Here is a 23,106-nt window from a genome sequence, read left to right as displayed (position 1 = left end):
TACGCTATCGGCCAGGTCTTCGAATTACGGGTGAAGAGTAATTCTCATCCCATTGGGCAAGCGCTCGATCTTGCTGCTTGCCTTTCGAGCATGGCTCCTTGAGCGATCCATGCCTTTTCACTGACGTCTAACCACTCTGGGGGACAGTCCCTTGTGTTCTTTTGGGCAGAGTTCGTTGCTGGGCGAGCTCAATGACACGGAGGTTCCGGTGCTGGTGGAGACGTTTTCTGAATTGTTCGGGCGGCAGGTGGCCGCGGCGCCGGATTCGGTCGCCGTGGTTTTCGGCGACGTACAGGTGACGTACCGGGAACTCGACGCACGCTCGAACCGGCTGGCGCGCGTTCTGATCGGGCGCGGGGTCGGGCCCGAGTCGGTGGTCGGCGTCGCGCTGCGGCGCTCGCCCCAGTGGTGCGTGACCGTCCTGGCCGTACTGAAGGCCGGCGGGGCGTACCTGCCGATGGATGCGGCCTACCCGGCCGAGCGGCTCGCGTTCATGGTCGAGGACTCCGCTGCCCGCCTGATCCTGGCGGACGCGGCGACGGCCGCGGAGCTTCCCGAACTGTCCGCGACCGTGCTGCGCTTCGACGACCCGGAGTTCGCCGCGGCGGTGGCCGGCGCGGACTCCGCCCCGCCGGCCGCCGGCGACCGAATACGCCCGCTGTCGGCGACCAACACCGCGTACGTCATCTACACATCGGGTTCCACGGGCCGGCCCAAGGGCGTTCAGGTCACCCACACCGGCTTCGCCTCTCTGCTCGCGACGCAGGTGGAGCGGCTGAAGGTGACGGCCGAGAGCCGGGTGCTGCAGTTCGCCTCGCCGAGCTTCGACGCTTCCGTGTGGGAACTGTGCATGTCCCTGCTGTCGGGGGCCACGCTCGTGCTGGCCGACAAGGACCAACTGGCCCCGGGCAGCCCGGTGGCCGACACGATCGCCGCTCACGGCGTCACCCATGTGACCCTGCCGCCGCCGGTCCTTACAGCCATCACGGCCGGCTCCCTGGCCACCGTCGAGACCCTGGTGGTCGCCGGAGATGCCACGTCGCCGGAACTGGCGGCCACCTGGTCGGCCGGACGGCGGATGATCAACGCCTACGGGCCGACCGAGACCACCGTCTGCGCCACCATGAGCGAGCCGCTGCCCGGGGACGGCCAGGTGCCGCCCATCGGAGGGGCGATCACCAACGCCCAGGTCCATGTGCTGGATGCGGAACTGCGGCCGGTGCAGGCCGGGGTGACCGGCGAGCTGTACGTGTCGGGCGCGGCGCTGGCACGCGGGTACCTGGGCCGGCCGGGACAGACGGCCGGGCGCTTCGTGGCCCACCCGTTCGGCGAGCCCGGCGAGCGGATGTACCGCACCGGTGACCTCGCGGAGTGGACGGCCGACGGCGAACTGATCTTCCACGGGCGGGCCGACACCCAGGTCAAGATCCGCGGATTCCGGATCGAACCCCACGAGATCGAGGCGGCTCTCGAGTCGCACCCGGGAGTGGCGCACGCCGCTGTGATCGCCCACGAGGCACCGGGCACCGGCAGGGGCAAGCAGCTGGTGGGCTATGTGGTCCCGGCCCGCGCCGATGACGCGGACAGCGGCCCCCAGGACAGCGCTTATGGCGCCATCGCTTTCGAATCAGGCTTCGCGGTGGGGGAGTTGCGCCCGTTTCTCGCGCAGCTCCTGCCGGACTACATGGTTCCCGCGACGTTCACCGTCCTCGACCGGCTCCCGCTGACCCCGAACGGAAAGCTCGACACGGCCAAGCTGCCGGAGCCGGAGTTCAGGGGCGGGGTGTACCGGGCGCCGCGTACCGAGCACGAGCAGATCCTGGCGGGCCTGTTCGCCGAGCTCCTCGGCCTCGACCAGGTCGGCATCGACGACGACTTCTTCGCCATCGGCGGGGACAGCATCCAGTCCATCCAGGTGGTGACGCGAGCGCGGGCACACGGCCTGGTGCTCAGCTCACGGGAGATCTTCGAGCGCCGGACGGTGGCCGAGCTGGCCGAGGTCGCGGCAGCGAACAAGGACGCCGGTGCCGGCCCGGTCCTCGAGGAGCTCGAGGGCGGCGGCACGGGATGGATGCCGCTGCTGCCGGTGGCGCAGTGGATCCGGGATTGGGGACCGGGCTTCGACCGGTTCCTGCAGGCGATGGTGCTCGAACTGCCCGAGGGCATCGACCGGTCCGGCCTCGTCGCGACGCTGGGCGCGGTCCTGGACCGTCACGATCTGCTGCGCTCCCGCCTGGTGGACACGGACGGCGGCGGCCTGGAGGTCACCGCGCCGGGCTCGGTGGATGTGGCGCGGCTGATCCGCCGCGCCGCGAGCGACGGGCGCTGGGACGAGAAGTCGTGGAGCCCGACGCTGCTGAGCGAACTGGACGCCGCTGCCGAGCGTCTCGACCCGGCGGCGGGCGTGGTCGCGCAGTTCGTCTGGTTCGACCCGGCCGACGGCGCACCGGGCCGCCTCCTGGTGGCGCTGCACCACCTCGTGATCGACGGGGTGTCGTGGCGGATCCTGATGCCCGACTTCGCGGCGGCCTGGGAGCAGGTACGGGCGGGCGGGAGCCCGCAACTGCCGGACGTGGCCACCTCGATGCGGCGCTGGGCGCACGCCCTGGCCGACGAGGCGTCGAGCCCGCAGCGAGTTGCGGAGCTCAAGGCGTGGCGGTCCATCGTCGAGGGCCCCGACCCGGTGCTCGGTACCAGGCGCCTGGACCCCGTGCTCGATGTGGTGTCCACCGTAGAGAAGACGCGCGTGGAGCTCCCGGTGGCGGTCACCGAGGCCCTGCTGACCGCGGTACCCGCGGCATTCCGCGGCGGCGTCAACGACGGCCTGCTCGCCGGCCTCGCACTGGCACTCGCCCAGTGGCGCCGTACGCGGGGAGTCGACGAGTCCTCCGCCCTCATCCGCCTCGAAGGCCACGGCCGCGAGGAGGACGTGGTGCCGGGCGCGGACCTGTCCCGCACAGTGGGCTGGTTCACCAGCGCGTTCCCGGTGCGCCTCGACCTCGCCGGGGTGGACCTGGACGAGGCGTTCGCAGGCGGCCCGGCCGCCGGCCGCGTACTCAAGGCGGTCAAGGAGCGGCTGCGGGCCATCCCCGACAAGGGCATCGGCTACGGCCTTTTGCGGCACCTGAACCCGGACACCGCGGCGATCCTGCGGGAACACCCCATCGGACAGGTCGGATTCAACTACCTGGGCCGGTTCTCCGCCGCCGCCGACATGCCCGAGCACCTGCGCGGCCTCGGCTGGACGCAGGCCACCGACGTGGCCGAGCTCGCCGAACTCGACGCCGGGCAGGACGCCCGGATGCCGGCGCCGGCCGAACTGGACATCAACGCCACCGTCACCGACACAACCGCGGGCCCCCGGCTCGGCGCCGTCTTCGCCGCCCCCACGGGCGTACTGTCCCCCGCCGAAGTGCAGGAACTGGCGGACCTGTGGTGCGCGGCCCTGGGCGGCCTCGCCCGGCACATCGCCGAGCAGGGCGCCGGCGGCCTGACCCCCTCTGACGTGCCCCTGGTGACGGCGAGCCAGAGCGACATCGAGGCGTGGGAGGAGCGCTACCCGGGCCTTGCGGACGTATGGCCGTCCACCCCGCTGCAGTCGGGCCTGCTGTTCCACTCCCAGCTCAACGACTCCACCTTCGACGCCTACCAGGTGCAGTACGCGCTCCACCTGTCCGGGCGGGTGGACCCGGCCCGGATGCTCGCGGCCGGGCAGGCACTCCTGGACCGGCACCCCAGCCTGCGGGCCGCGTTCGTACCCGACTCCGGCGGAGACCTGGTCCAGCTGATCCAGGAAGGCGTCCCGCTGCCCTGGCAGGACCTCGACTACAGCGGCCTCGGCGAGGCCGAACGCGCCGAGGCGTTCGAGCAGTTCCTGGCGCAGGACCTGCGCACCCACTTCGACGCGGCCACGCCGCCCATGCTGCGCCTGGCCCTGGTCAGGATGGAGGCGGAGAGGTTCGAACTCGTACTGACCGCCCATCACGTGCTCTTCGACGGCTGGTCGGTGCCGCTGCTGATGCAGGACCTGCTGAAGCTCTACGGCTCCGCCGGAGACGGCTCGGTGCTGCCGCGCGTGCGCAGCTACCGGGACTTCGTGGACTGGCTGTCCAGGCAGGACCCCGACGAGTCGGCCCGGGTGTGGACCCACGAACTCGACGGCGTCGACGAGCCGACGGCACTGGCCCTGGCCCCCGCCTCCGAGCACGGCGACAACAGTGCCGGTATCGGCCAGATCGATGTCACGCTGACGGGCCAGGAGGCCCGGGAGCTGAGCGCCCGCGCGGCCGGCCTCGGCGTCACGCTGAACACCGTCGTCCAGGGTGCCTGGGCGATCCTGCTGAACCAGCTGACCGGCCGCCAGGACGTGATCTTCGCATCCACGGTGTCCGGCCGCCCGCCCGCGGTGCCCGGTGTCGACTCGATCGTCGGCATGTTCCTCAACACCCTGCCCGTGCGCGTGCAGACCTCACCCGGGGCCACGCTCGCCGAACTCCTGACCGGAGTGCAGAGCCGGCAGGCCGCGCTGATGGACCACCACCACTACGGCCTGACCGAGATCTACGAAGCGACCGGCCTCGACGCCCTGTTCGACACCATCATCGGGTTCGAGTCCTTCCCGCTGGACCGCGTCGGCATCGCCGAGGCCAGCAAGGCGGCCGGGATCTCGGTCACCGGGATCCGCTCGTTCACCGCCAGCCACTACCCGGTGACCCTGCTGGTCTTCATCGAGTCCGACGGCCTGCGGCTGACCGTGCAGTACCAGAAGAACGTGCTCGACCCGGGCACGGCGCAGAGTGTCGCCACCCGCTACGGGCGGATCATGCGGCAGCTGGCGGCAGACCCCGCACAGCGGGTCGGGGCCGTCGATGTGCTGGAGCCCGCCGAGCGGGACCGTCTCCTCGTCGGCCTCAACGACACGGCCGCACCGACGCCCGGGCTGACGATCCCCGGGCTGTTCGAGCGTCAGGCGGCTCGGACACCGGACGCGGTGGCGGTCGCGGGCGGCGACGTGTCGTGGACGTACCGGGAGCTGAACGCACGGGCCAACCGGCTGGCGCGCGTCCTGGTCCGCCGCGAGGTCGGTCCGGAGACGGTGGTGGCCGCGGCCCTGCCGCACACCCCCGACCACGTGGCCGCGCTCCTCGCGGTGCTCAAGGCCGGCGGTGGGTATCTGCCGCTGGACCCGGGCGCCCCGAGCAGCTGCCTGAAGTCCCTCATCGCCGACGCCTCCCCGGTCCTCGTCCTTTACGACGCCGCCACCGGGGCCACACTGGCGGACACCGGGACCCAGCACCTGCGCCTGGACGAGATCTTGGACGGCCCCGACGGCGACCTCGGTGACGGGGACCGGATACGGCCGCTGCGCCCGGACCACGTGGCCTGGCTGACGTACACCTCCGGATACCCCGGCGGGCCCAGGGGCGTGACGATCACCCACCGCAATGTGACCGACCGCGTACCGGGACTGGCGGCGCACCTGACCGGCTCGCCCACGACCCGGCTGCCGGCGGCGAAGCCGGGCACCTTCGATGTGTCGGCGGCGGCGCTGTTCACCACGCTGTGCACCGGCGGCAGCGTCGAACTGGTCCAGCAGACACAGGACCTCATGGAGCGCGCCGGAGCCACCGGCGGGGTGATCAGCACAGTCCCGTCGGCGTTCGCCGAACTCCTCGACCAGGCCGGCGAGATCAGCGCCGACACGGTGCTCTTCGCCGGCGAGACACTGCCGGCGTCGCTGGTGGAGCGGGTCCGCAAGGCGATCCCCGGCGTCCGGGTGGTCAGCGCCTACGGGCCGAGCGAGTCCTTCTACGCCACCGCCTTCACGCTGCCGGGCGCCGACGAGCCGGCCCGGACGGGCGAGGCGGCCATCGGGACCCCCCTCCCGAACGTCCGGGTGTACGTGCTCGGCGCCGGGCTCACACCGGTGCCGCCGGGCGCGGTCGGCGAGCTGTACGTCGCCGGCACCACGCTGGGGCGCGGCTATCACGGCCGTGCCGGGCTGACGGCCGGGCGCTTCGTCGCCGACCCCTTCGGCCCGGCCGGGTCGCGGATGCTCCGCACCGGAGACCTGGCCCGCTGGAACACCGGCGGCCTCCTCGAGTACGTCAGGCGCGGTGACACCCAGGTGACGATCCGCGGGGAGCGGATCGAACCGGCCGAGGTCGTGGCCGCCCTGTCCGAACACCCCTCGGTGGGCCAGGTGGTGGTCATCGCCCGTGACGGCGACGACGACATCAGGCAACTGGTGGGCTATGTCGTCCCCGCCCGGGCGGAGGACGGCGCCGACGCCGACGAGCTCACCGCTTTCGCCTCCGAGCGCCTGCCGGAGCACATGGTCCCCACGGCGTTCGTGGTCCTTGACGAGCTGCCGCTGACACCCGTCGGAAGGCTGGACCGGTCGGCCCTGCCCGAACCCGGATCCACGGGCCCCGTCTACCGCGCCCCCCGCACCGAGCAGGAAGCCAGTCTCTGCGAGCTGTTCGGCGAGGTACTCGGCGTGGAGCGCGTCGGCATCGACGACGACTTCTTCGAACTGGGCGGCAACTCCCTGACGGCGACCCGGCTGACCAGCCGTATCCGCAAGACGCTCGGAGTGTCCGTGACCATCCGGGCCATTTTCGAACATCGCAGCATCGCCGAACTATCGCGCACGGTGCAGGACGCGAACACGTCGAGTCGCCCCCGTCTGCGCAAGATGAACAGGAGTGGACAGTAATGATCCCGTTGTCGTTCGCGCAGCGCCGGCTGTGGTTCATCGAACAGTTTGAGGGTCCTTCGGCGACGTACAACGTTCCGTTCCTGGTGCGGCTGAGCGGCCCCCTGAACGTGGGGGCGCTGGAGTCGGCGGTACGGGACGTGGTGGTCCGGCACGAGAGCCTGCGCACGCTGATCGTCGCGAACGCCGACGGCGTTCCCTCCCAGCAGGTCGTGCCGGTCGACGAGCTGGTGCTCGATGTGCCGCTCATCGAGGTGGCGCCCGACGCGCTGGACGACGCCGTGGCCCGGGCCGGTCAGTCCACGATCGACCTCGCCACCCAGATCCCGGTGCGGGCCACCCTGCTCCGCTCCGGCCCGCAGGAGCACACCCTGGTGCTGCTCATCCACCACATCGCCAGTGACGGCGAGTCCGTGGTGCCGCTGGCGCGGGATCTGGACGTCGCGTACACGGCCCGGGTGCGGGGCGAGGCCCCGGACTATCCGGAGCTGCCGGTTCAGTACATCGACTACACGCTGTGGCAGCGCGAGGTGCTGGGCGACGAGGACGACCCCGACAGCACACTGTCGGCTCAAGTGCGCTACTGGCGCGACGAGCTGACAGGCACGCCGCAGCCGCTGCAGCTGCCGACCGACCGGCCCCGCCCGCCGGCCGCCAGCCACCGCGGCGACATCGTGGAGTTCCCGATCGAACCGGACCTGCTCGCCGCGGTCGAGGAACTCGCACTCGCCCGGGACGTGTCGGTGCCGATGGTGATGCAGACGGCCCTCGCGGTGCTGCTCCAGCACCTGGGCGCCGGTGAGGACATCCCGATCGGGAACACGATCGCGGGCCGTACCGACGACGAACTCGCGGATCTGATCGGGTTCTTCGTCAACACCTGGGTGCTGCGCACCGACCTGTCCGGCAGCCCGACGTTCGACGAGCTCATCGGGCAGGTGCAGCAGAAGGCGCTGGCCGCCTACGACAAGCAGGACGCTCCGTTCGAGCGCCTGGTGGAGGAGCTCAACCCCGAGCGCTCCACCGCGTACCACTCGCTGTTCCAGGTGATGTTCACCTGGGAGAACGAGCGCTGGATCGACCTCGAGCTGCCCGGCGCCCTGCAGGCGCGCCTCGAGGTCCAGGCGACCTCCTCCGCCAAGTTCGACCTGGAGTTCAACTACTTCACCGACCCCACCAAGCCGGGCATGCTCGTCTACATCGAGTACGCCACCGACCTCTTCGACCACGCCACGGTCGAGGCCATCGGGGCCCGCTATGTCCGCGTCATCCAGCAGATGGTGGCCGACCCCGACATGCCGGTCCGGCAGGCGGACGTACTGGAGCCGGCCGAGCGGGAGCTGGTGCTGCGCGGATTCAACGACACCGCCGCCCCCACACCCGAGGTGACCGTCCCCGAGCTGTTCGAGCGGCAGGTGGCGGCGACACCGGACGCGGTCGCGGTGGTCTTCGACGGTGCGGCGCTGACGTACCGGCAGCTCGACGCGCGGGCGAACCGCCTGGCGCGCGAGCTGGTGCGGCGCGGCGTGGGCCCGGAGACGGTCGTGGCGCTGTCGCTGCCGCGCTCCGCCGACCTGGTCATCGCCCTCCTCGCGGTGCTGAAGGCGGGCGGAGCGTATCTGCCGATCGACCCGAAGTACCCGAGCACACGCCTGGACTTCATCTTCTCCGACGCCCGTCCGACGCTGCTGCTGACCGACGCCGAGACCGTCGGAGTGCTGCCCGAGACCGACACTCCGCGCCTGTTCCTCGGCGACGTCGACCTCGACGGCACCGAGAACGACACGGCGCTCGAGGACGCGGAGCGCATCTCCCCCCTGCGGCCTGACCACATCGCGTACGTGATGTACACCTCCGGCTCGACCGGCAACCCCAAGGGCGTGGCCATCACCCACCACACCGTGGTCAACGGTGTGCTGCGGCTGACGTCCTCGGTGGGCGTGAACTCGGGCACCTGGCTGCTCGCGGGCACGTCCATCAACTTCGATGTGTCGGTGTTCGAGCTGTTCACCGCGCTGTCGACCGGTGGCACCCTCGAGGTGGCCCGCGACGTGCTGGTGATCGGTGAGCGCGGCGGCTGGTCGGGCGGTGTGATCAGCACCGTTCCGTCGGTGTTCGTCGAGCTGCTCGACCAGGTGGGCGGTGAGATCAGCGCCGAGACCGTGGTGTTCGCCGGTGAGGCGCTCCCCGCCGCGCTGGTGCAGCGGGTGCGCGAGACGATCCCCGGCATCCGGGTGGTCAACGCCTACGGACAGACCGAATCCTTCTACGCCACCACCTTCGCGCTGCCGGCCGAGGCCGCGTGGGACGGTGCGGGCAGCGCTCCGATCGGTGTGCCGCTCGGGAACATGCGCACCTACGTACTGGGCCCCGGACTCGAGCCGGTCCCGGTCGGCGTGGTGGGCGAGCTGTACGTCGCGGGCAAGGTCGCGCGCGGCTATCAGGGCCGTCCCTCGCTGACGGCCGAGCGCTTCGTCGCCGACCCGTTCGGTCCCGCGGGCTCGCGGATGTACCGCACCGGTGACCTGGCGCGGTGGAACGCCGATGGCCGGCTGGAGTACGTGGGCCGTGACGACGCGCAGGTGAAGATACGCGGCTTCCGCATCGAACCCGGCGAGGTCGAAGCGGCCCTGACCGCCCACCCGAACGTGGCCCAGGCGGTCGTGACCACCCACCAGGGCCGCGGCGGCGGCAAGCAGCTCGTCGGCTACGTGGTCCCGGTGGAGGTCGACGAGAGCGGCCTGGGAAGCGTCGAGAGCCTCGGCGACCTCGACATCGACATCACCGCGGGCGTCTCGGCCCGCGACCTGCGCAAGTTCGTCGCCGGCCGGCTGCCGGAGTTCATGGTCCCGTCGGTGTTCGTGATGCTGGACCGGCTGCCGCTGACCCCCAACGGCAAGCTCGACAAGAAGGCGCTGCCGGAGCCGGAGTTCACCGGCGGCGAGTACCGGGCGCCCCGTACGGCGCACGAGAAGATCCTCGCCGGCATCTACGCCGAGGTCCTCGGTCTCGACCAGGTCGGCATCGACGACGACTTCTTCGCCATCGGCGGCGACAGCATCCGCTCCATCCAGGTCGTCTCCCGCGCCAAGGCGCAGGGCGTCGACGTCAGCGCGCGGCAGATCTTCGAGAGCCGCACGGTCGCCGAGCTCGCCGAGGTCACGCAGGCCGCCGGCCTGGCCGGTGCCGCGCCGGTCCTCGAGGAGCTCGAGGGCGGTGGCGTCGGCTGGATGCCGCTGCTGCCGGTCGGCAAGTGGCTGATGGAACTGGGCGGCGGCACCGACCGGTTCTCCATGTCGCTCGTGGTCGACCTGCCCCGCGGCATCGACCAGGACGGTCTCGCCGGGACCCTCGGCGCGGTCCTCGACCGCCACGACATCCTGCGCTCCCGGCTGGTGCACGGCGACGACTGGGGCCTTCAGGCCGACGTCCCCGGCTCGGTCGACGTGCCCTCCCTCATCCACCGCGTCGCGTGCGACGGACAGTGGAACGAGCAGTGGCTGGAGCTCGCCACCGCGGAACTGGACGCGGCCACCGGCCGGCTGGACGCCGCCGCCGGAGTGATGGCGCAGTTCGTCTGGTTCGACGCGGGCGACGGCGCACCCGGCCGTCTCCTGGTGGTGCTGCACCACTTCGTCATCGACGGAGTGTCCTGGCGCGTCCTGCTGCCGGACTTCGCCGCCGCCTGGGAGCAGGTACGGGCCGGCAAGACCCCGGAACTCCCGGAGGCCACGACCTCGGCGCGGCGCTGGGCACACGCCCTCGTCGACGCCGCGGCGTCCCCCGAGCGGGTCGCCGAACTCGGCCTGTGGCGCGAGGTGGTCGCCGGACCGGACCCCGTCCTCGGCACCCGGCCGCTGGACCCCGAGGTGGACGTCGTCTCCAAGTCCGGGCACATCTGGGTACGGCTGCCGGAGACGGTCACCGAGACCCTGCTCAACACGCTCCCCGCGACCTTCCGCGGCGGCGTCAACGACGGCCTGCTCACCGCGCTGGCCCTGGCCGTCACCCGCTGGCGCCGGGCGCGCGGCATCGACGAGTCCTCGACGCTGATCCGCCTCGAAGGACACGGCCGCGAAGAGGACGCCGTCCCGGGCGCGGACCTGTCGAGCACGGTCGGCTGGTTCACCACCATGTTCCCGGTACGTCTCGACCTCGCCGGGGTCGACCTCGACGAGGCCTTCGCGGGCGGGCCGTCCGCAGGCGCCGCGGTCAAGGCGGTCAAGGAGCAGCTCCTCGCGATCCCCGACAAGGGCATCGGCTACGGGCTGCTGCGCTATCTCAACCCGGAGACCGCGAACGAGCTGAAGCAGTACTCGACGGGCCAGATCGGGTTCAACTACCTGGGCCGGTACTCGACCACCGACATGCCCGAGAACCTGCGCGGCCTCGGCTGGACCCAGGCCGAGGGCACCACCGAACTGGTCGCCGACCCGGACGCGGACATGCCCGCCCTGTCCACGCTCGACCTGAACGCCCTGGTCACCGACGGCGAGAAGGGGCCGCAGCTCAACGCCCGGCTCGGCTTCGCCACCGGTGTGCTCACCCAGGACGACGTACAGGAGATCGCCGACTACTGGCGTGCCGCGCTCGAGGCCTTGGCCCAGCACGCCGTGACGCCCGGCGCGGGCGGACTCACCCCCTCGGACGTGCCGCTGGTGAAGGTGACCCAGCGCGAGATCGACGGATGGGAGAAGAGCCACCCGGGCCTGAGCGACGTATGGCCGCTGACCGCGACGCAGTCCGGGCTGCTGTTCCACACCATGCTGGTCGACGCCGCCTTCGACGCCTACCAGATGCAGATGGTGTTCCACCTGTCCGGCCAGGTCGACCCGGCCCGGATGCAGGCCGCGGGGCAGGCGCTCCTGGACCGGTACGCCAGCCTGCGGACCGCGTTCGTGTCCGACGCCGCCGGAGACCAGGTGCAGGTAGTCCTGGACCACGTGGAACTGCCCTGGAAGCAGGTCGACTTCAGCCGCCTGGGCGAGGACGAACGTATCGAGGCGCTCAAGGGGCTGCTGGCCGAGGACCACGCCACGCACTTCGACCCCCTCACGCCTCCGATGCTGCGGATGACCCTGGTGACCATCGGTCCGGACCGCGCGGAGCTGGTGTTCACCGCCAACCACGTGCTGTTCGACGGCTGGTCGGTGCCGCTGCTGCTCGAGGACCTGCTGCGGCTCTACGCCGCCGGCGGGGACGCCTCCGGGCTGCCGCGCGTGCGCGGCTACCGCGACTTCCTGGTGTGGCTGAACCAGCAGGACCGCGAGGAGGCCGCCCGGATCTGGGCGGGCGAACTCGCCGGGATCGACGAACCCACCCTGATCGTCGCCCACCCCGAGACCGGGGCGGCCCCGACCGGCATCGGCCAGGTCGACGTTCCGCTGACCGCCGATGTCGCGGGTGAGCTGTCCCGGCGCGCCTCCGAGCTGGGCGTCACCCTGAACACCGTCGTGCAGGCGGCCTGGGGTCTCCTGCTGGGGAGCCTGACCGGGCGCCGCGACGTGGTGTTCGGCACCACGGTGTCCGGCCGCCCGCCCCAGGTACCGGGTGTGGACTCGATGGTCGGACTGTTCATCAACACCCTGCCCGTGCGGGTCAACTGCACCCCCGCGGACACCCTCCACGAGGTGCTGTCCGGGCTGCAGAACCGGCAGGGCGCGCTCCTGGACCACCAGCACTACGGGCTGGCCGAGATCCACCACGCCACCGGACTGAAGTCCCTCTTCGACACCATCGTCGTCTTCGACTCCTACCCGATCGACCGCGCCGGCATCTCCGAGGCCTACTCGGCGGCGGGCATCGCGGTCACCGGCATCAGCCCGATGAGCGGCACCCACTACCCGATGATCGTGACGGCCACCGCCGAGCCGCGGCTGCGCGTGGCCCTGGAGTACCAGCACCACCTCTTCGACAGCGAGAGTGTCGAGGCCATCGCCGCACGGTTCCTGCGGATCCTGCAGCAGCTCGTCGAGGACCCGCAGGTCAAGGTCGCCCAGGTCGACGTACTGGAGCCCGCCGAGCGGGACCGGCTGCTCGTCGGCCTCAACGACACGGCCGCACCGACGCCCGAACTGACGATTCCCGCCCTGTTCGAGCACCAGGTGGCAAAGGCGCCGGACGCGCTCGCGGTGGAGTGCGAGGGTACGTCATGGACGTACCGGGAGCTCGACGCGCGGGCGAACCGCCTTGCCCGCGAGCTGATCTCGCGAGGGGCGGGCCCCGAGTCCGTGGTCGGCCTCGCGCTGCCGCGCTCCGCCGATCTGGTCGTGGCGATGCTGGGCATCCTGAAGTCCGGTGCCGGGTATCTGCCGATCGACCCGAAGTACCCGAGCCACCGACTGGAGTTCATCCTCTCCGAGGCCCGTCCGGCGCTGATCCTCACCGATGCGGCGACCGTGGACGTGCTGCCCCACAACGACGTACCGCGTCTGTTCCTCGACGACGTCGATCTCGAGGGCGCCGAGGGCGGTGCCGCCCTTGGTGACGGCGACCGGCGGGCGCCGCTGCGTCCGCAGCACCTGGCCTACCTCATGTACACCTCGGGCTCCACCGGGACCCCGAAGGGCGTCGTGATCACCCACGGCACCGTCGTCAACGGTGTGACGCAGCTGGCGTCGCGTGTCGGCGCGGGCGCAGGCTCCAGGATGCTGGCGAGCACGTCGATCAACTTCGATGTGTCGGTGTTCGAGATCTTCACCGCGCTGTCCGTCGGCGGCAGCGTCGAGGTGGTCCGCGACGCACTGGTCCTCGGCGAGCGTGACGGCTGGTCGGGCAGTGTGATCAGCACGGTCCCGTCGGTCTTCGCCGAACTGATCGACCGGCTCGGGGACAGGATCGGCGCCGAGACGCTGGTGTTCGCCGGTGAGGCGCTCCCCGCGTCGCTGGTGCACAAGATCCGCGAGGCGATGCCCGGCGTGCGGGTGGTCAACGCCTACGGGCAGACCGAGTCCTTCTACGCCACCACCTCCGCCGGCCCCGGCGACGGTACGGGCAGTGCCCCGATCGGCACCCCGATCGGGAACATGCGCACCTACATCCTGGGCCCCGGTCTCTCACCGGTACCCCCGGGCGTGGTGGGCGAGCTGTACGTCGCGGGTTCGGTGGCACGCGGCTACCACGGTCGTGCCGCGCTGACGGCCGAGCGGTTCGTCGCCGACCCGTTCGGATCCGCGGGCTCGCGGATGTACCGCACCGGTGACCTGGCGCGGTGGAACGCGGACGGCCAGCTGGAGTACGTGGGCCGGAGTGACGCGCAGGTGAAGGTGCGCGGCTTCCGCGTCGAACCCGGCGAGATCGAGGCCGCCGTGACCGCCCACCCGGGCGTCGCCCAGGCAGCGGTCATCGCCCGCGAGGCGAGCGGCACGGCCGGCAAGCGGCTCGTGGCGTACGCGGTGCCCGTCGATGCGGGCGAGGCCGGCAGCGGCATCGACATCGATGAGCTGCGCAAGTTCGTGGCCGCCCAACTGCCCGAGTTCATGGTGCCGGCGGCGTTCATGGTCCTTCAGCGGCTGCCGCTGGCCCCGAACGGGAAGCTGGACCGGGCCGCCCTGCCCGAGCCGGAGTTCGCCGGCCAGGCCTACCGGGCGCCGCGCACCCCGCAGGAGGAGTTCCTGTGCGGGCTGTTCGCGGAGGTGCTCGGGCTCGACCAGGTCGGCATCGACGACAACTTCTTCACCCTGGGCGGGCACTCGCTGCTGGCGACCCGGCTCGTCAGCCGGATCCGCACCGCGCTGGACGTCGAGGTTCCCATCCGGGTGGTGTTCGACTCTCCCACCGTCGTGGAGCTGACCGGGCACCTGTCGCCGGGGTCGAGGGTGCGCCCGCAGCTGCGGAAGGCGGAGCAGCGGCCCGACCTGGTGCCGCTGTCGTTCGCGCAGCGCCGGCTGTGGTTCATCGACCGGTTCGAGGGCCCCTCGGCGACGTACAACGCACCCTTCCCGCTGCGGCTGACCGGCGCCCTGGACGTCGGCGCGCTGGAGTCGGCGGTACGGGACGTGGTGGCCCGGCACGAGAGCCTGCGCACGCTGATCGTCGAAGACTCCGAGGGCGTACCGCACCAGCTGGTCGTCCCGGCCGACGAGACGACGCTGGACATGCCGGTCGTTCAGACGGACGCGGCGGGCCTGGAGGACGCCATGGCCGAGGCCGTGGCCTACCCGTTCAGCCTGGCCAACGACATCCCGGTGCGGGCGACTTTGCTGCGTACCGGCGAGGAGGACCACGTACTGGTCCTGCTGATCCATCACATCGCCAGCGACGGCGAGTCCATGGCGCCCCTGGCCCGGGACCTGGGCGCCGCCTACACCGCCCGGCTTGAGGGCGATGCCCCGCAGTGGGACGAGCTGGCGGTGCAGTACGTCGACTACACGCTGTGGCAGCGCGAGGTGCTGGGCGAGGAGAACGACCCGGACAGTGCGCTGTCCGCCCAGGTCCGCTACTGGCGCGACGAACTGACGGGTGTGCCGCAGCCGCTGCAGCTGCCCGCCGACCGTCCCCGCCCGCCGGCCGCCAGCCACCGCGGTGACACGGTCGAGTTCGGCCTCGCCCCGGAGGTGGTGGCCGCGGTCGACGAGCTGGCCCGCGAACACGGCGTGACCGTGTCGATGGTGCTGCAGTCGGCCCTCGCGGTGCTGCTGCACGGCCTCGGCGGCGGCGACGACGTGACGATTGGATCCCCGATCGCCAACCGCACCGACGAAGGCCTCGCCGACCTGGTGGGATTCTTCGTCAACACCTGGGTGCTGCGTGCCGACCTGTCGGGCGGCATCACCTTCGACCGGCTGCTCGACCAGGTGCGGAACAAGTCCCTGGCCGCGTACGACAACCAGGACGTTCCCTTCGAGCGCCTGGTGGAGGAGCTGAACCCCGAGCGCTCCACCGCGTACACGCCGCTGTTCCAGGTGATGTTCGCCTGGCAGAACTTCGCCCGGAAGGACTTCGAACTGCCTGGTCTGCGGGTGGAGTTCGAGCGGGTGCGCAACGAGTCCGCGAAGTTCGACCTGTTCTTCAACATGGCCGACCTTCCCGGCATGGGCGTACTGGGCCATCTCGAGTACGCCACCGACCTGTTCGACCGGGAGACGGTCGAGGCCATCGCCGCACGGTTCACGCGAGTCGTGGGGCAGCTGGCCGCCGATCCCCGTCAGCGGGTCGCCGCGGTCGAGCTGGTGCAGCCGGCCGAGCGGGAGCTGGTGCTGCGCGGCTTCAACGACACGGCGGCGCCGGTTGACGACGTGACCATTCCCGGGCTGTTCGAGCGGCAGGTCGCGGCGACACCGGACGCGGTTGCGGTGGTGTTCGGCGAACAGTCGCTGACGTACCGGGAACTCGACGCGCGGGCGAACCGCCTGGCGCGCGAGCTGATCGGGCGCGGTGTGGGTCCGGAGACGGTGGTGGCGCTGTCGCTGCCGCGCTCCGCGGACCTGGTGGCCGGGCTCCTCGCGGTACTGAAGGCGGGCGGAGCGTATCTGCCGATCGACCCGAAGTACCCGAGCACGCGCCTGGACTTCATCCTCTCCGACGCGCGTCCGACGCTGCTGCTGACCGACGCGGAGACCGTCGGGGTGCTGCCGGAGACCGGCATCGCCACCCTGTTCCTCGGTGACGTCGACCTCGACGGCACGGAGACGGACACGGAGCTCGGGAACGCGGAGCTCGGGGACGCGGAGCGGATCTCCGCGCTGCGGCCGGAGCACGTGGCGTACGTGATGTACACCTCGGGCTCGACCGGCCGGCCGAAGGGCGTCGCGATCACCCACCACAACGTGGTGAACGGTGTGTCGAGCCTGGCGTCCGCGACGGGCATGAAGGCGGGAACACGGACGCTGGCGGGCACGTCCGTCAACTTCGACGTGTCGGTGTTCGAGATCTTCACGACGCTGTCCGTCGGCGGCACCGTCGAGGTGGCCCGTGACGTGCTGGTGATCGGTGAGCGCGGCGGCTGGAGCGGTGGTGTGATCAGCACCGTTCCGTCGGTGTTCGCCGAGCTGCTGGACCAGACGTCCGGCGAGATCAGCGCCGAGACGGTGGTCTTCGCCGGTGAGGCGCTGCCCGCGACGCTGGTCCAGCGTGTACGGGAGACGATCCCCGGCGTGCGGGTGGTCAACGCCTACGGGCAGACCGAGTCCTTCTACGCCACCACCTTCCCGCTGCCGGCCGACGCTCAGTGGGACGGCGCGAGCAGTGCTCCGATCGGCGCCCCGATCGGGAACATGCGCACCTACATCCTGGGCCCCGGACTCGTGCCGGTCCCGGTCGGCGTGGTGGGCGAGCTGTACGTCGCGGGCAACGTGGGGCGTGGCTACCACGGTCGTGCCGCCCTGACCGCGGAGCGCTTCGTCGCCGACCCGTTCGGCGGCGCCGGCTCGCGGATGTACCGCACCGGTGACCTGGCCCGGTGGAACACCGACGGGCGGCTGGAGTACGCGGGCCGCGGTGACGCGCAGGTGAAGGTGCGGGGCTTCCGTATCGAGCCCGGCGAGGTCGAAGCCGCGCTGGTGGCCCACCCCGAGGTGGCGCAGGCGGTGGCGATCGTCCGTGCCGGGCCCGGCGGCAACAAGCAGCTGGTGGGGTATGTCGTTCCCGTCGGTGCCGGGGACGACCACAGCGTCGACGGCCTCGGTGCTCTCGAGGTGGACATGACCGCAGGTCTGTCCGCGCGGGATCTGCGGCGCTTCGTCTCGGGCCGCCTGCCGGAGTTCATGGTGCCCTCGGCGTTCGTCGTCCTGGAACGGCTGCCGCTGGCCCCCAACGGCAAGCTGGACCGGGCCGCGCTGCCCGATCCGGAGTTCACCGCCGGGACCTACCGCGCACCCCGGACGGCGGTCGAGGAGATACTCGCCGGTGTCTACGCCGACGTACTCGGCCTGGACCGGGTCGGTCTCGACGACGACTTCTTCGCGGTGGGCGGCGACAGTATCCGTTCCATCCAGGTCGTCACCCGTGCACGGGCCCAGGGCGTCGAGGTGTCGCCGCGCCAGATCTTCGAGCAGCGGACCGTCGCCGAGCTGGCCGAGGTCGCCACCAGCGACGTCGGTGCCCGCCCGGTACTGGAGGAGTTCGAGGGCGGCGGCACCGGCGAACTGCCGCTCCTGCCGATCGCCAAGTACATGCTCGAACTCGGCGGCGGCTTCGACCGGTTCTCCATGTCGCTGGCCCTGGAACTGCCCGAGGGGATCGACCAGGACCAACTCGCCGCGACGCTGGGCGCCGTCCTGGACCGCCACGACATCCTGCGCTCCCGCCTCCTGACCGAGGACGGCGGCAGCCTGCACATCGCTGCGCCCGGCACCATCGAGGTGGCCTCCCTGGTGCACAAGGTCGCCTGCGACGGCACCTGGGACGACTGGCAGCAGAGCGCCGCGGCCGAACTGGACGCCGCGACCGGCCGCCTCGATCCGGCCGCCGGAGTGATGGCCCAGTTCGTCTGGTTCGACGCGGAGCAGGGAGCCGGCCGTCTGCTGGTGGCACTCCACCACCTGGTAGTCGACGGAGTGTCCTGGCGGATCCTGGTCCCGGACTTCGCCGAGGCGTGGAAGCAGATCCGCGACGGCAATGCCCCCGACCTCCCCGAGGTGGGCACGTCGGTGCGGCGCTGGACACACGCCCTGGTGGAGGAGGCCAACAGCCCCGAGCGGGTGGCCGAACTGGACCTGTGGCGCGCCATGCTGGACGGTCCGGACCCCGTCCTGGGCTCCAGGCCCCTGGACCCCGCGGTGGATGTGCGCTCCACCGTCGAGCACCTCGAGATCCAGCTGCCGGTGGCGGCGACCGAGGCGCTGCTGACATCGGTGCCCGCCGCCTTCCACGGCGGTGTCAACGACGGCCTGCTGGCGGCCCTGGCCCTCGCACTCGCCAAGTGGCGTCGCGGGCGGGGCGTGACGGAACCCTCGGCGCTGATCCGGCTCGAAGGCCACGGCCGTGAGCAGGACGTTGTGCCGGGCGCGGATCTGTCGCGTACTGCGGGCTGGTTCACCAGCATGTTCCCGGTCCGCCTGGACACGGCCGGCTTCAGCCTCGACGAGGCGTTCGCGGGCGGTCCTGCCGCGGGCGGCGTCATCAAGGCCGTCAAGGAGCAGCTGCGGGCGGTCCCGGACAAGGGCCTCGGCTTCGGCCTCCTGCGCTACCTCAACCCGGACACCGAAGCCGAGCTGCGCCGTCACCCGGCGGGGCAGATCGGGTTCAACTACCTGGGCCAGTTCTCCTCGGCCGACATGCCGGAGGAGCTGCGCGGGCTCGGCTTCACCCAGCTGCCCGCCCTGGACGCCGCCCTCGACGCCGACATGCCGGCGATGTCGACCGTGGAGATCAACTCGGCGGTCGTCGACACCGAACTGGGCGCCCAGCTCGGCGCCATGATCGGCTTCCCGGCCGGGGTGCTCAGCCGCGAAGAGGTGCAGGAGCTGGCCGACCTGTGGATCGAGGCCCTCGAGGCGCTCGTACGGCATGTCGCCACTCCCGGCGCCGGCGGTCTGACCCCCTCCGACCTGCCGCTGGTGTCGGTACGCCAGCGGGACATCGAGGCCTGGGAGCAGCGCTACCCGGCTCTGGCCGACGTCTGGCCGCTGACCCCGCTCCAGTCCGGGCTGCTCTTCCAGTCCACGATGCAGAGCGACGACGACACGTTCGACGCGTACCAGATGCAGATCGTCTTCCACGTGTCGGGACAGGTCGACCCCGCCCGGATGCGCAAGTCCGGACAGGCGGTGCTCGACCGGTACGCCGGACTGCGCACCGCGGTCGTCACCGACGCCGACGGCAACCAGGTCCAGATCGTCCTCGACCACGTCGAGGTGCCCTGGCGCCACGTCGACCTCAGCGGACTGAAGGAAGGTGCCCGCGAGGAGGCGTTCGAGAAGCTCGTCGCCGACGACCACCACGAGCACTTCGACCAGGCCACCCCTCCGCTGCTGCGGCTGACCCTGGTCACGATGGATCCGGACCGCTCCGAGCTGATCCTGACCGCGCATCACATGCTCTTCGACGGCTGGTCGTTCCCGCTGCTGATGCAGGACCTGCTGCGGCTGTACGGGTCCAGTGGCGACGCCACGGTGCTGCCGCGGGTGCGCGGGTTCCGGGACTTCCTGGTCTGGCTCTCCCAGCAGGACCACGAGGCGACCGGCCGCGCCTGGGCCGAGGAGCTCGCCGGCGCCGACCCCACCGTGCTCGCCCCGGGAGCCCCGGACAACGAGGGTGTCGGACAGATCGACATCCAGCTGCCGCTGGAGGAGGCCCGTGCGCTGAACCGGCGCGCCTCCGAGCTGGGCGTCACCCTCAACACCCTGCTCCAGGGTGCCTGGGGCATCCTGCTCGGCCGGCTCACCGGCCGTCAGGACGTGGTGTTCGGTGCCACCGTCTCCGGCCGCCCGCCCACGCTGACCGATGTCGACTCGATCATCGGCCTGTTCATCAACACCCTCCCGGTCCGCGTCGCGTACGCCCCCGGGGACTCGCTGGCCGATCTGGTGACCGGTCTGCAGAAGAGGCAGGCAGCACTTCTGGACCACCACTACTACGGGCTGAGCGACATTCAGCAGGCCGCCGGGCACAAGAGCCTGTTCGACACGCTGGTCGTCTTCGAGTCCTTCCCGGTGGACAAGGAAGGCCTGAGCGACGCCAACACGGCGGCGGGGATCGCGTTCACCGGCATCCGCCCCTTCTCCGGCACCCACTACCCGCTGGCCCTGATGGCCGGCGCCGAACCGCACCTGCAGATGGTCCTGCAGTACCAGCAGGGCGCCTTCGACCGGGACGCGGTGGAGGCGATCGCGGCCCGTCTGGCGCGGATCCTGAGGCAGGTGGCGAACGATCCGACGACACCGGTCGGCCTGGTGGACGTACTGGAGCCGGCCGAGCACGACCGGCTGCTCGAGCTCAACGACACGGCCACCTTCACGCCCCAGGTGACCGTCCCCGGCCTGTTCGAGCGCCAGGTCGCGGCGACGCCGGACGCGGTCGCCGTGGTCTGCGACGAGAAGTCGCTGACGTACCGGCAGGTGAACGCGGCCGCCAACCGGCTGGCGCGGGAGCTGGTACGGCACGAGGTGGGTCCCGAGTCGGTGGTGGCGGTGTCGCTGCCGCGGTCGGCGGACCTGGTGGTCGCTCTGCTGGCAGTGCTCAAGGCCGGCGGCGCCTACCTGCCGATCGACCCCAAGTACCCCAGCCACCGCCTGGAGGCCATCCTCACCGAAGCCGCCCCCCAGCTGATCCTCACCGACACCGCCACCGAGTCCGTGCTGCCGCCGAGCGACAGCGCCCTGCTCCACCTGGACACCCTCGACGCCGAGCAGGCCGGCCCCGACACCGATCTCACCGACCGGGAACGGAGCGCCCCACTGCGACCGGAGCACCTGGCGTACGTCATGTACACCTCGGGCTCCACCGGCGCGCCGAAGGGCGTCGCCATCACCCACCACAACGTCGTCAACGGCGTACTGCGGCTGGCGTCGCAGGTGGGGATGGGGCCGGACCGGCGGATGCTGGCGGGCACGTCCATCAACTTCGACGTCTCGGTGTTCGAGATCTTCACCACCCTCACCTCGGGCGGCAGCGTCGAAGTGGTCCGGGACGTCCTGGTCCTCGGCGAGCGGGACGGCTGGGACGGCAGCGTGATCAGCACCGTCCCCTCCGCCTTCGCCGAACTGGTCGACCAGATCGCCGACAGGACAAGCGTCGACACGCTCGTCTTCGCCGGCGAAGCGTTGCCCGCGACGCTGGTGCAGCGGGCGCGGGAGGCGTTCCCGGGCGTGCAGGTGGTCAACGCCTATGGGCAGAGCGAGTCCTTCTACGCCACCGCCTTCGCCGTCTTCGACGACGAGGAGTGGGTGGGTGCGGGCAGCACTCCCATCGGTACGCCACTGGGCAACATGCGCACCTACGTGCTCGGCCCGGCCCTGACTCCCGTTCCCTCGGGCGTCGTCGGAGAGCTGTACGTCGCCGGGAACATCGGCCGCGGCTACCGGGGCCGTCCCGGCCTGACCGCGGAACGCTTCGTCGCCGACCCGTACGGCGCTCCCGGCTCGCGGATGTACCGCACCGGCGACCTGGCCCGCTGGAACGAGCAGGGCCGGCTCGAGTACGCGGGCCGCGACGACTCCCAGGTCAAGGTGCGCGGCTTCCGCGTCGAACCCGGCGAGGTCGAGGCCGCCCTCACCGGCCACCCCGGCATCGCCCAGGTGGCGGTCATCGCCCGCGAGGGCCGGGCCGGCAACGCCGGCAAGCAGCTCGTCGCCTATGTCGTCCCCGCGCGGAGCGAGGGACTGACCGTCGACGAGATCCGGGGCCTGGCCTCGGACCGCCTGCCGGAGTACATGGTCCCCGCGGCCTTCGTGACGCTGGAGAGGCTGCCGCTGGCCCCCAACGGCAAGCTCGACCGGGCCGCACTGCCCGAGCCGGAGTTCTTCGGCGGCGTCTACCGGGCGCCCCGGACACCGCGCGAGGAAGTGCTGTGCGGGCTGTTCGCCGAGGTGCTGGGCGTCGAACGGGTCGGCATCGACGACGACTTCTTCGCCCTGGGCGGGCATTCGCTGCTCGCCAGCCGGCTCATCAACCGGATCCGTACGCTGCTCGGGGTCGGAATCCCCATCCGGGTCATGTTCCAGTCGCCCACCGTCGTGGAGCTGGACGCGTACCTGGCATCGGGCACCGAGTCGTCCGAGTACACCGACCCGTTCGGGGTGGTGCTGCCACTGAAAACCGGGGGCGAACAAGCGCCACTGTGGTTCGTCCACCCCGGAGTGGGGCTCTCCTGGGCCTACATGGGCTTCGCCGGACACCTGGGCGAGGACAGGCCGGTCTACGCGATACAGGCGCGTGGCTTCGACGGGGCGGAACTGCCCCGGTCGATCGACGCGATGATCGCCGACTATCTGGAGCAGATACTCAAGGTCCAGCCGGAAGGTCCGTTCCACCTGGTCGGACTCTCCCTCGGCGGCACCCTTGCCCAGGCCATGGCCGCGGAACTGCAGAGTCAAGGACATGAGGTGGCGACGCTCGCCCTGCTGGACTGCGTCCCCGCTTCCTGGTTCACGCACAACGAGACGGTTGATGCCTCCGAGGTACGCGAGTTCTTCGGGGAGCGTCTCCCGGCCCTTGCCGGATCGGCCGAAGGTGACCGGGAGTCCCTCGTGGACACCGCGTCAACGATCATGGTCCGGCACGTGACGATGATGAAGGACTTCGAGTCGCCCGTGTATCGCGGTGCCGCTCTCTTCTTCAACGCGACACTGAATCCGGACGAGTCGTACCGCAGCCACTGGATGCCCCACATTCTCGGGGACATTGAGGAGTGGGACATTCACTCCACACACCTGGGCATGAATATGCCGGGACCTGCGGCCGAGATATGCAAGGTAATTAACCGGCACCTTAACGGCATTGGCAATTAA

Annotated in this window: 2 protein-coding genes; both read left to right on the top strand. The window is 71.1% G+C overall.

The window, feature by feature from the left end:
- Positions 1-214: 214 nt before the first annotated feature.
- On the top strand, positions 215-6,718 hold the full coding sequence (locus SLUN_RS38520; protein WP_159100458.1) for a non-ribosomal peptide synthetase: 6,504 nt from the start codon (positions 215-217) through the stop codon (positions 6,716-6,718).
- On the top strand, positions 6,718-23,106 hold the full coding sequence (locus SLUN_RS38515) for a non-ribosomal peptide synthetase (protein ID WP_108155207.1): 16,389 nt from the start codon (positions 6,718-6,720) through the stop codon (positions 23,104-23,106). Before SLUN_RS38520 ends, SLUN_RS38515 begins: the two co-directional genes overlap by 1 nt.

Source organism: Streptomyces lunaelactis (genome assembly GCF_003054555.1).
Lineage (GTDB): Bacteria > Actinomycetota > Actinomycetes > Streptomycetales > Streptomycetaceae > Streptomyces > Streptomyces lunaelactis.
The sequence above is the reverse complement of the archived record's forward strand: the minus strand, read 5'-3'. Positions and strand labels throughout refer to the sequence as shown.

Bases quoted from the DNA above. Each gene is read 5' to 3' on its own strand.
- SLUN_RS38515 (WP_108155207.1), top strand. From the start codon at position 6,718: ATGATCCCGTTGTCGTTCGCGCAGCGCCGGCTGTGGTTCATCGAACAG.